Below are 12,747 nucleotides of genomic sequence, written 5' to 3'. Positions count from 1 at the left end.
TCGGACCGTGGATATATCCTTATTCTTCGGTCTTACCTGCCGCCGACCTTCGTTTGCAATCGCGTCAGAAACTTTTCGTCCGCCGGTTGCATGATGCCGCGCTTTTTCATACCCGATAATTGCTCGTAAGCCTTCCGATACAAATTCATCGCGTCACCCTGTCCCGTATTCTCGCTGATACCAGCCATTCTCCAGTAACTGATGTACAGGTCCCGCTGCCAGCCGGCGTTGCTGGGATCGGCCGCGGTCAGACGCTCGCTAATCTGCAAGCTCGCCCGGTATTCCCTCAGCGCCCCGGCCAGGTCGCCCTGATCCCGCAGCACGTCGCCCAGCTTGCTATGGCTGACGGACAGGTTCCGCTGCCAGCCGGTGTTGCTGGGATCGGTCGTGGTCAGACGCTCGCTAATCTGCAAGCTCGCCCGGTATTCCCTCAGCGCCCCGGCCAGGTCGCCCTGATCCCGCAGCACGTCGCCCAGGTTGATATGGCTGAGGGACAGGTCCCGCTGCCAGCCGGCGTTGCTGGAATCGGCCGTTGCCAGACGCTCGCTAATCTCCAAATCCGCCCGGTATTCCCGCAGCGCCCCGGCCAGATCGCCCTGCGCCCGCAGCACGTTGCCCAGTTTTTCATGGCTGATGGACAGATCCCGCTGCCGTTTGGCGTTGCTGGGATCGGCCGTTGCCAGACGCTCGCTAATCTCCAAAGCCGCCCGGTATTCCCGCAGCGCCCCGGCCAAGTCGCCCTGCGCCCGCAGCACGTCGCCCAGCTTGTTATGGCTGACGGACAGGTCCCGCTGCCAGCCGGTGTTGCTGGGATCGGCCGTTGCCAGACGCTCGCCTGCGTCCCGCGTAGATATCAGCAAGCGAAGTCGGGGCACTAGATTGCCCGTAATAGCCAGTGCATCCTCAAGGTCGAACTGAAAACGATTGCAGAGCGCGGCAACCCGCACAGACGCCAAGCCCGGCTGGACGAGCAGGCCGATAATCCACTCCACTGCATCCCGTGAATCGGACTCCGTGGCATCTAATATTTGCCGGGCAAGCGTCTCGGTCGCCGGATTCGCATGGACCACTGTTGCATAGAAATGTGCCGCGCGAGGCTGATCGTCAGCCTCCACCAGGTGGTGCATGGTCTCGCTCTCGCGCAGCGAGTCGTCATCAGGCAGGCTGAGCAGATGGTCGGCGATCAAACCGTGGAGTCTCTTCGCGGCCAAATCATTATCCACACAGCGCCGTAAGACCGACGCCCGCATCTGAGCATGAAAGAAGTCCCACTGCTCCAACGTTCCACGCCGGACCACCTGCCCGCGAAACGCCCGGCGCAGCGAGGCCAGGCGCAGGGCGTCGTAGTCCGTCTCTGCCCAGCCCGGAGAAAGCGCCGGCGCCAGGCTCGGCACCAGTGTCAGCAAATCGCTCTCCCGCCAGCCGAAGCGGCTTAGGGCGATCGCCGCCGTGAACGCCCGAGTCCAGCCCACGCCGTGGACCTTCTCCGCGCGTGCGAGCATCCAGTCGAACAGCCCCTCGACCTCGGCCGGCAGGCGGCGCGCCACGTCAACCTGCATGGCTTGCAACCGCTCCTCCGGCGAGCCCGTGAACTCCTGCTCCGCTCGGCTGAAGTCGTCCGCATCGAGCAAGTTCAGCTGTTCCAGCGCCAGGTTGAGCCAGAGCGGATTGCCCAATGCCGCCGCGCCATCCGATGTCCGCTTTTCACACAGTGCCCGATAGACCTCGTTGTTGAACTGCCGGTGATAGCGTTTCCACACGTTACGTGCGATCTGCTCGGCATCCCGCTCAGCCAGGGGCTGAAGTTCCAAGCGCGCGACGCCTTCGGACCGCGCGAGAATGTCCGCCGGCTGACACGACAGCGATGAGGCGATAATCCGCGCGTTGGCAGGCCAGGACTTGGGTCGGAACCAGGTCAGGTGCTGCGCACGCACGCTTTGCTCAAACTGGTTGAGCGCGTCGATCAGCACCACAACGCGCAGTTGCTGGGAAGCCCGGCTCAGCAGCGAATAGAATGTATTGTCCACGTCCTCTTCCGTCGCCTTCTCCGGCAACGGGTTGGCCATATTGAGGAAGTCGGCCAGTTCCTGAATCCAACGCCGCAGCATCGCATCCACGGAGCCGCTGCGCGCACTGATCCCCGCCGCGTTGGCCAGAACGAGCTGAGCGTCCTGGGCCCTGGTCAGCTTGCTATACAGGTGCGCGAACAGCGCGCTCTTGCCCGAGCCCGGCCCGCCCGTGATGCACGCGCCCAGACGGGATTGCGCCTCGTCGCCTCGCGCCACGTCTGACAACTGCTGCGTTATCTCCTCGCGCCCGACGAAACCCAACGAACGGTGCTCGACGAACTCGGCCAGCGCCTGCCGCTCGGCCTCCTCCCAGGTCGGCGGCGGCTGCGCGGCCAGGGCCCGCGTCTCTTCTTCGAGGTCAGGCCAAATCAGGTCGACAACCTGCTTGTCCCATTCCTCCGAAAGAATCACGCGTCCGTCCCACCCCGCTTGGTAGTGGTGAACGCGTGCTCCGAGTTCCGGGTCGGTGGCGATTTTCGTCTTCAGTGCTTCCAGCTTCGCGTGTCCGGAGCGCACGGCTGGATCGGGCGAGAACTCGTCGTTGAAGTCCGGGTCCTGACACGGCAGCGGATCGCGGAAGAAGAAGAAGCTCCGGCGTTTCTGCTCCGCGTCTTTCTTCAGGATGCCGAACTCGACCTCCAGCGCAGTCACGCTCTTGCCCGCGAGGTCGGCCTGGAAGCCCTCCTCCTGCGCAGCGGCGGCCATGCGGCCTTCCGGTGGCACCCAACCATAGCGGTCGCCGAGCAGCACGAACAGAAACGGGCGGCTACGCTTGATCTCGTCGAGACACACCTTGAGCACAAGCATCTCGCGGCCGGCCTCGTCTGGCACAGCAGAGGTTTCCACGCCCTGGCGCAGGTCGATCGGCTCCAGGTGGACCCGCCGCTCGCGCAGCCGCTCCTCCAGCAGCGGGAAGACAAAATTGCGCAAACGATCGCGTTCCGCCTGCATGTCGCGGAACGTCGAGCTCACAAACATCGGACGGGCTTTCCAGGCAGTTACCGTCGTACTCATCGTGCCCCCCTCATTGCGCCAAACTTGTCACATCGAATAGATCCACATCCATGTGCACGCCGATCGATGGATAAAGTCTTGTAATGCTATCACCATCAGGATTAAATCGCCATTTCCTGCGGGCAAAGGCGGGTAATTCAACGCAATAAAGCACCCGGGCGTTTGATAACCTATTGAAATTAAGGGACAACCCTGTCTAGGCAGCCATTGGCACATCTAATGCAATTCGGTTTAATAGGAAAGTAAGTCAACGGAAAACCCAGGTAAAGAAAGCCGGGCGATCCGCCCTGGAGGTAGAAGCTCCTGTTGAATTCAAACACAGGCAAGGTCCATGGAACTAGACCCCATCATTGATGCCAAAAACGATTCCCAGGACGCTGGGATCTCCGCTGAACTGGCCCTGCAGCAAATTGCCGACCTATGCAAACACATCAATGGCTTGCAAGTGGAGGTGTCCCGAGGCGGACGGGTATTCACAGCGTTTGAGAAGAGCAACAAGAGCAAGCGAGGAATCCTATCGATTATCGGCGAATCAATGGGCGATTCAATCATCTCGTTGAAGGTTGAAGTGCTCAGGGCGCCCGAGAACATACGAATCTCTATGGGGATGTTTTGCAGATCCCTGTCCTCCCTGGGCAATAAATGCCGCGTGCTCGCCCCTTCAATTTGGAAAAAAACCAGCGACTATTCATATTGCTTGGAGCTCCAGGCCAAGGCGGTTCCCCTTTCAGCCGTCCGGGCGAACGCCCTGCTCAACGAGTTGAAGAGAATCGACGAGTTGGCCAAAGATCTTCAAAAGCAGGTCCCTGCGCCGCGCAGCCAAAGCGACCTGGACAAGCTGTTTGAAAAGCACTCGCAGATCTTGCAGCCGGTCTATTCCTGGAATATCGATTCAGGCTCAGAGGTCAATCGCTGGGCCGAGCAGCTATGCGATTTCATGTCCGGGTCCCTGTGCATCGCCGTAGCCTCGCCGTTTGAGACATGCCTGGAGTACGCCCTCTCAGCCTTATCCAAGGCCGGGGAGCAGTCCGGCCGCGTTTTCGGCCGATGTCTGCTGCCGGCGATCAACGCCAAGGCGATAGTTGATATTGCCAGGGAGGCACCGGGAACCGCTGTGGTGCCAGCGTCACGCATCAGCCTCGGGACAAGCCCCTATGAGCTGGGCAACGAGATGCAGGCCATGTTGGCTGCGCTGTCTTCGGCCAACACGCCGGTGTTGTTTACAGGCACCTATGAACAGCTCCAGGGGGTGTTTCACGGCGGGCAAGGCGGACAAAGCGATCCGCTCTGCCCTGTGGTCATGCGGGTTCCCGAGGTTTCGCTCGAGGATCTCGCTGGTTTTGCAATCTGGTCCCAATCCCGTTTTGCCGGCGGCATTCCGCAATCTGCGCAGGCCAGGCTGTGCCAAACGGTTATAAGCGTGCTGCGGGAAAAAGATCCCGCGGGTCAAAAACGTTTTCTGCCCGCAGTCGTCGGAAGGGCTGTAAGCCAATGGTCGTCAGGAAAAAGCTGCTTAACTGAATCGAGCGCCTCGTTCGTAACATCGGTCAGCGCTCTTTCCGAATCCCTGGCCGGGTTGAGCGCCAAGCCCCGCGTCAGTCGCGCGCCCGCTGTACAGGAGCACTTCACCCGCGTTCTGACCGACCCGGGCCTGCTCTGTTTTTTGCAAGAGAAGCTGCTCGCACAGGATGCGGCTCTACGCATGCTGGTCGAACGATTACGAGCGGAGATCCTGACCCGCCCTGAGCATCAGCCGGTTCGCTATTGCGCACAGGGCACCCCTGCGACCGGAAAATCCGCAAGCGCGGTGATGCTCGCTGATTCGTTGAATGTTCCATACGTCAACATCGATGCGGCGAGCATGCCCGATTACCATACGGCCGCGGCCCAGTTGCTCGGCTCCGGTCGTGGAATAGTGGGCTCACATCAAAGCGGACGGTTGGAGCAGGCTGCCAAGCATCACCAGGGCGTATTGCTCGAGATCAGCGACCTGGACCACGCCGTCCCCTCGGTTCGCAGCGCCCTGGCCGACCTGTTTCTCCAGGTCCTCGAGACGGGCGAGGCCCAAAGCGCGACGGGCGCAATGTTCTCATGCTCGAACATTATCTTCTCCTTTACCATGAACCTGCCCGAGGGCATGGACGAGGCGCTATACAGGTCGATCGGCTTTGGCGAACGCTCCAAGCAGGAGATCGCCTTCCGCGTGTCAGCCGAGATCAAGAGAGTTCTTTCGAGCGCCTTCCTCAGCCGCGTCGGCACGCCGATCCTTTTCGAGCCCCTGACGAGCGAGGCCCTGGCAACCATTGTCGAGCGCGCGGTGCGCTCCGCAGTCCGCTCGGCTACAGAGCATCTTCAGATACCAATTGCAGCCGTTGAACTCGAACCCGGAATCGGGGAGTTCCTCGTGGCGTGCATGGGGAAAGGTGCAGGAGCTTTCGGCGCCCGGGGCCTGTTGGAACTCGGACGCGTCGCGGCATCCGACGCCCTGCTATGCGCGTTAAACCCAAAAACCGATCTGGCAGGGAAAAAAATACGTGTTCGGGCCGGACAAGACGGCAATCTCGTGATCGACCCCTATTGAAACAAGGAGACGCAACATGGCCAATCAAGTCTTCAGAATATCGGAAAAGGACGAACTTCGCCAGGCGGGTCCCACGGATCTGATCCAACTTCTGCCCGCTCCGGGCAGTCACCCGCTGTTCATCATGAAGCTGCAGCTCGAGACATTGGTCTATGCCATCGTTCATCACGAGTTCATCCACCTGTCCGGTCCGACCGGGACCGCGAAAAGCTCGTTGCTCGAGGCGATGCACACTGTTCCTGACAACTTCAATACGATCTGCGATGAGCTGGGTTTGCCGTCAAAGAAACTGAAGATCTACCACATCGAGATGGCCACCTACGAGGCGCCCGGAGAGCTTTTCCAAAGGCGCGCGCTTAAGGACGGCTCCACATTTGACGAGGACAGCAGCCTGGTCAGGGCGCTGGGGGACGCCGAGAAATTGAAAGATCATCAATATCCGTTGGTCTGGGTGCGGGAGATGGGACGCGTGCACTCATCCAGCGTCCAGGGTGGGCTGCTGAACCTGATGACCAAAGGATATGTGCGGCTCTCCAACGGGCGCTATATCGACGGATCAGGGGTCGCCTGGGTGGCGGACAGCAACTACCAGGCGGAAAACGACTCGACGCATACCCTGGTGACATTGGACGACGCGCTGAAGCGCCGCTTCTCGGTCAATCTGACACTCGATTATCTTTCAGCCGAGCAGGAGGTGGAGATCCTTCGCCATCTTTTCGCCAATGGAAATGGAAGCGAGGGTATCGATGACGAGGACGAGATGAAAATTATCATCAACGTCGTAAAGCTTGGCAACATCATCCGACGCCACAGGGCCGAAGGAGAGCTTCAATCCCTGGCACCTCCCACGATCTACGGTTATTTGACATTCCTCAGGATGGCAAAATCGCTGCCCCATCTAAGCCTGCAACAGGTCGCAGGATTGACCATGCTCGGGAATGCGGCCATGGAAGACCAGAAGGTGGTCGCCAGCGTGCTGAAAGAAGTATTCGGCCTGCGCCAAAATGATCCGGACGAAGATCCCGCGCTGGGAGAAAACCTGTTCTAAGGGGAAAACTGATGAGCATGGCGCACGCCACCCCTCCGAGTCATGGATATTCATATGTTCACCGTAAACGTCGGGCCAAGTCGGATTGGGCGGGCGTCAACATCGGAGACGCCTTCAAAAGCAACATCGATTATTACACCCGGCTCTCCGCCCAACGCATTTTCTACGGGACGATTAAAAAGATTCAAAGGCTCTCAGCGAACATCGCGTCCGGAACCTCGGAAGATGTATTTCAACCGCATGAGAAACCGCAACTGAGTCCCTGCTATACAACATACCCTTCCAATCTTGCCGTATTTGCAGCGATTGGGATGACCGGCTACCTCGAATACAAGTCAAGGGCCGAGGCAAGATTTTTAATCGAACTGCTAAAAGAATCCCTGGAGTGCCCCGAGCCAGGGGTCGGGGTGAACGTCGATCCTGCGAGTTACCATGCTGTTGCCATGACCGTGACCAAAACCGTTCAAGAGCGGCTTTTTATCGAAGATCTATCCCGCATACCGGCCATGGCAACCATCGAGATCTACCGTTTATTTTTGGCCTCACAGCAGAAAATGGATTTTAATACCCTGAGGGAAATGATAGCTGCGGTAGTTCTTTTCGGAGACGTTCTGCCCAATTGGAGGGACCAGAATCTTCATCCGATGACCCGTCAAATGCTTGAGGATATGACGGAAACCTCGGATCCCTTTTTTACGCTTCTATCGCAGAACGACTATTCCAAGCTGCCGGAAATATGCGTTCAATGGGTAAAAAGCCTTTGCGCAACGATCGCCAGGTATCTTCCGGAACCCAAGCCGGATGAACCAATTTCGGAGGAGATAGATTCGATAGAGGAATTCGAGCACATCATCGGACGTATCGGCGAAAGAAAAGGATATAAGTTCACCAACGAGAAGCAAGCACGCCAGGAGAACGATGAGTTCCCGCCCCTGAATGATCCCCGGCCGCCATCGTTGACAGACGGACCGAGTTTGCCTGCACAGATTGCCGAAATGATCGAACAAGGCAAGGAAGCACAGAATCCTGGAACCCTCCAACCGCCTGATTGGCCGGACAATGGCGAAAGCGGCCTTTCCCGCAACACTGAAAAAATACTAAAGGAATTCAGCAACGCCGTTGATAGGGCCGGGAAGCAGAGTAGTGAGTGGGAGGATATGCGATCGGATCTTATCGAACAAACGATGAGGCAGTCGGCCTTCAGACAGGGGCCGATTCAGGGAAGTCCGACCGACGGACACGAGGTGCAGGTCCGGCTGAACGCGGAACATATGGCCGGAGGCGAGATTTTCGATAGAGCGGTCGAACTCTCTGACGATCTTCCCGCCTACGAAAGACTTCTCGATCGCTCCCGGCCCGTTGCCGATGCACTGAAACTGGTTCTCTATCCAAACATCAAGCAGATCCCGGAAACGGAGAGGCTTTGCACCAGCGGGTCGCTTGACCCGTCACGTCTGGCCCTGGCCACGTTCTCCCAGGTCGTGTTCAAGCGCTACCGTATTCACCAGCGTGCTGACATGCGAGGACGGCCAGTCCTACTGATCGCCTGCGATGGTTCCGGATCGCTAAACGATAGACAGATGGGAATGCTGAAAGTACTGGCTGCTGCCTGGTTGGATTCCACGATCAAAAGTCAGATCCAGGTTCTTGCGGGCCTGTATCACAGCGGACAGATAAGAAACGGCGTCTCCGGGCCGCTTGTGCAGTGGATGTTTCATCCGCACAAGACGCCTTCATTCGGTCGAAAAGATGCTGTGCGGACCTTGGTCTCGCTGCCGGATAGTGGAACGGGAGTGCAATCGGACGCGTTGTCCATTGCATTCATGCTCGAGGAGGCGACGAAAATCGCCAAGGGAAAAATGATCTACCTGATTCTAATATCCGATTGCCGCTGGAACAGATCCTTTGATACGGATAAAAGCGGACGAGAGGAAGTAATCTCTTGCTTTAAATCTGCCTATGAAAACCTTGCGGGCAAGCTGCACACAACGCTGGTGGCCCTGGGAGTCGAAGGACGCACAAAATTAGAAGACCAGTTGGACAAGGTGATAACAGTATCCAAGGACAAACTTGAAGACTACGTCGCCGTTGCCGAACAGATCAGCGTGTACGTGGCTTCTTGCATTAAGGAAAGAAAAAAAAACACGCGAGCAAGGATAGTAACTGGGAGACAAGATGAGTTATCAAAACGATGATCCATGGAAGTATCCGATGAGCAAGACCGAGAGTCTCGCCGAGGGCGATTACGATGGGTGGCAATATACGAATTACGTTTACCCCAGGGCTTCCGGCGATCTAAAAAAAATCCTCAAACCGTTGATTGAAAAAATTAAAGCATATGACAAAAGAAGGCTTGTTCTGCAGCAAGAGGGGGGGAGCTTATTTGATTTGGGCATGATCGCCGCGTTGCTCAGCGCAAATTTCGAGTTGGGGGACAATTTCGGGAAGCACGTGGTTTCATTGACGAAGCTAAATACCATCAAGACCGCCCTGATAAGCATCAACGGATTCGATCTTAGCATTCAGGTTCGACAACTTGCCACACACATGCCGGTATATTATCTGTGCCGGATTCACCGTGATTACTGGTCGGAATACGGGTTGATCGTCGAGGATTTATACATCAGCCCGGATTATCCAATGCATGACGATAGATTTGTTAAACTCATGTCAACCGGGCACGAAACCTATTATTTGCGCCTTGCGCAGTTTCGTGAGCGAATGAAACATCTTCCCGCAATAAGGGCGATAAAGGGTGACCAGTGGCGCATCGATCGCCAAACGGACGAGCTGCTGTACCTCTTGGGCAGGCACGTGTTCCAGGCGGCCTGGCACGAGGACCAACGGCTGGGAGTTTTGGCGGCGCGGCATTTCAATATGCCCTGCTTTCAGCGTGCTATCGAGCTGCTCTACCTGTGTCTGAGCGGCGAACTGTGCGAGCTGCGAGCTGTTGCCAGCGGCGATCTTTTCGAGTTCTTTGAGAAGGTCTACAGGCAGCCGGCAATTGTCGCATTTATGGCCTGCCTGAAAAGGGTTCCCGGCAGCGCTCTGAACGATATCCCGCGCGTTGCCTTGAGACAGTTTTCGAAGTTGGGAAAAGCCTTCAGCGCATTCTTGCGCACCGAGGTGGTATGGGGATCTAGGCAAACCAAGGTCCCGCTGCACAAGCTGGTTTTCGCCAACGTGAATCGCATGCACCTGGTCGCCGGAAATCTTGGTGAGAATCCGGAAGTGCGCAAGGCCTCGACGAAGCTTGAGACCCAGTCCCGTAGGATAATTGACGTCATCTTGGACATAGAAAACGACAAAGAGAATATTGCTAAAAATAATAAATGAAAGGAGCAAGCGATGTGGAGAGCGTATATTGTTTATCAATGCGGCAAGTGCGGCCATGAAATCAGGAGCCGGGACAAGATATACAAGTTTGATGAGGACGACTTTCATTACCGCGCGTTCGATCAGTCTCCGGGACAAAAGGAGATCCTGATGGAAGTCCAAAGGCGCTCATGCCCGGTATGCAGTGGCGAGATGGAGTTCAAAGGATGGACGGAATAGCCGGAAAAGTGCGACAAGAGCGGGCGTATTGATCATTTGGATATCGATATTGCCCTCATCAATTGATTGAGAGAACGCCTCGAGATCCTGTGGTCCTGCTGGTGGATCTTTGCATTCTTATGCTGTTTGGGATAACTATTGCAGTTGAATCAAGGGGGCGCCATGCGCCGCAAATGGCAAACGGTCCGGGTTTTCATCTCATCGACCTTCCGCGACATGCAGGCGGAGCGGGACTACCTGGTGCGGTCGGTCTTCCCGGGGCTACGGGAAAAGCTAGAGCGGCACCGCATCTACTTCGTTGACATCGACCTGCGCTGGGGCGTGACCAAGCAGGACGCTGACAACGACCAGGTGCTCGGCCTATGCCTTCAGCTTATCGACGAGAGCCGCCCCTTCTTTATCGGGCTGCTGGGCGAGCGCTACGGATGGGTGCCCAAATCGCATCCGGCGGAGGCGCTGGCCAAGTACGGCTGGATCAAAGACGCCGAGCTGTGCGAGCACTCGGTCACGGCGCTGGAGATCGTCCACGGCGTGCTGCGCGATCCCAAGATGGAGAGCCTGGCCTTCTTCTACTTCCGGGACCCGGCGTTTCTGAAGAAAGTGCCCGAGCCGCTGCGCTCAGAGGTATTCGTTGACGCCGCGCCCGATCTGAGGAAAAAACTCGACGCGCTCAAGAGAGAGATCGCCGATCATCACCTGCCGCTCTTCGACCGTTACCCGTGTCAATGGAATCCAGCACACGAGAATCCTGACGGAACTCATGGTCGAGTCGAAGGGCTCAAGGAGTTCGGCGAGCAGGTCGAAAAGGACCTGTGGGAAGGATGCTGCCGGAAGTTCGACTGGCTCGAAGAGGAAGAGCGCGAGTTCCAGGCGGCGGGCGCTAAGGTTGATGAGCCGTTGCCGCAAGGCGAGGAATGGCTGGACGACGAGCGCGACTTTCACGAGCGTTTCATCGAGTCGCGGCTGCGGGTTTTCGTTGGCCGGGAGAAGTTGCTGGCGGACCTCGCATCGTATCTAAAAAGCGACTCGCCTAAACCGCTGCTGCTCACAGGGCCTTCCGGCTGCGGCAAATCGGCGATTCTGGGCAAGCTCTATCTCGACTCCGTGAAAGGCAAGGGCTACGCGCTCGACGTGCCGCATTTCGTCGGCGCATCGCCGGGCTCGACGAGTCTCTACACCACGCTACGCCGTTTCTGCCTGGAGCTTCAGAGGGCATTCAATATTGAGGACTTGATTCCCTCCGACCCCAACAAGCTGCCTATGACGTTTCAGGAGTTTCTGAAAAAGATCCCTGACGGCAAAAAGGCGGTGTTCCTCATCGACGCCGTGAACCAGTTCGACGCCTGGTCGCAGGCCGACAACCTGCACTGGCTGCCCGCGGAGCTTCCGCCGGGCGTGCGCGTGGTGCTAAGCACAATTGACGACGGGGCGGAGCCCTCGATCACGACGCAGGAGGCAAGGCGGCGGGATTGGGAGATCAAGCAAGTCGAGCCGCTCACTATCGACGACCGGAGGGAGATCGTTCGGCTCATCCCCTCATTGGCGGCCAAACGGCTCGACAATGACCAAGTTAAGTTGCTGCTCGACAACCCGGCCACGGACAACCCGCTTTACCTCGCGGTGTCGCTAGAGGAGCTGCGTGGCTTCGGCTCGTTCGAGCGGCTCAATGAGCGAATCAAGGCGTTTCCGTCTGAGGGGCTGGACGACCTGTTCGATCAGGTGCTGGATCAGGTCGAACGCGAGTTTGACAGGCAAGTGGTTCGCAAAGCAATGTCGCTGGTTGCCGTCTCGCGCAACGGACTCAGCGAGGCGGAGCTGAAGGAGCTGGTCGCCGGTTTGGATAAAGACGAAGACCTGTTCCCCATGCTGCGCCGCCTGCGACCCTACCTGCTCAAGCGCGGGCCGTACGTTGATTTCTACCACCGCAACCTGTTCAAGGCTGTGCGAGCGCGCTACCTGCCGGACGAAACCGACGCGCAGGCCGCGCACAAGGAGCTGGCCAACTATTTCTTTGACAAGGGCAACCCGGACAAGGATAACCCCTGGCAGGGTGCACCGAAACGTACGGTCTCCGAACTGCCGCACCACCTGATGGCAGTCCGGCAGGAGGCCCAGTGGAAGCGTCTCGGACAAACGCTCTGCGATCTGGGCTTTATCGAGGCCAAGGTCAATCACGGCATGGTCTACGATTTGGTGCGCGATTTCATCGATGCAGAAAAACGTGTACCTACGTCAGGCCTGCTCGGGCCGGATTGGACAGAATGGAAGCAGTTTGTGGAGAGCGAAGCTGGAACAATCGACCGGTACAGCAAGGATTTCCCTCAACTCGCTTTCCAGCAGGCGTACAACCAGCCCAAGAAAGGCGTGGTCTCCCGCGTTGCTCAATCGCGTTTAGATCAGGGAAAGGCGCCCCAGGCTCACTGGTTAGAACGTGTCAACCGACCGGAGGAGTTCGAGCGCTCAGCCTGCCTGAAGGTCTT

Annotated in this window: 6 protein-coding genes; 5 read left to right on the top strand and 1 reads right to left on the bottom strand. The window is 57.7% G+C overall.

Annotated elements, in window-relative coordinates:
* Nucleotides 1-32 precede the first annotated feature (32 nt).
* On the bottom strand, nucleotides 33-3,083 hold the full coding sequence (locus P9M14_11205) for a tetratricopeptide repeat protein (protein MDP8256308.1): 3,051 nt from the start codon (nucleotides 3,081-3,083) through the stop codon (nucleotides 33-35).
* 331 nt (nucleotides 3,084-3,414) lie between these two features.
* On the opposite strand from P9M14_11205, the gene P9M14_11200 reads away from it, so the two are divergent.
* From P9M14_11200 to P9M14_11180, 5 genes are all read left to right on the top strand, one after another.
* On the top strand, nucleotides 3,415-5,664 hold the full coding sequence (locus P9M14_11200) for an AAA family ATPase (GenBank protein MDP8256307.1): 2,250 nt from the start codon (nucleotides 3,415-3,417) through the stop codon (nucleotides 5,662-5,664).
* A gap of 16 nt (nucleotides 5,665-5,680) precedes the next feature.
* Nucleotides 5,681-6,712: a hypothetical protein gene (locus tag P9M14_11195; GenBank protein MDP8256306.1), complete on the top strand. Its 1,032-nt coding sequence runs from the start codon at nucleotides 5,681-5,683 to the stop codon at nucleotides 6,710-6,712.
* Between the two features lie 11 nt (nucleotides 6,713-6,723).
* Nucleotides 6,724-8,907, top strand: coding sequence for a hypothetical protein (locus P9M14_11190; protein ID MDP8256305.1), 2,184 nt, complete (start codon nucleotides 6,724-6,726; stop codon nucleotides 8,905-8,907).
* 16 nt (nucleotides 8,908-8,923) lie between these two features.
* The gene (locus P9M14_11185) at nucleotides 8,924-10,048 is read left to right on the top strand and encodes a hypothetical protein (GenBank protein ID MDP8256304.1); all 1,125 of its coding nucleotides are present in this window, start codon (nucleotides 8,924-8,926) and stop codon (nucleotides 10,046-10,048) included.
* A gap of 381 nt (nucleotides 10,049-10,429) precedes the next feature.
* The coding region (locus P9M14_11180; protein ID MDP8256303.1) for a DUF4062 domain-containing protein at nucleotides 10,430-12,747 on the top strand (2,318 nt) is incomplete at its 3' end.

Source organism: Candidatus Alcyoniella australis (assembly GCA_030765605.1).
Lineage (GTDB): Bacteria > Lernaellota > Lernaellaia > JAVCCG01 > Alcyoniellaceae > Alcyoniella > Alcyoniella australis.
The sequence above is the reverse complement of the archived record's forward strand: the minus strand, read 5'-3'. Positions and strand labels throughout refer to the sequence as shown.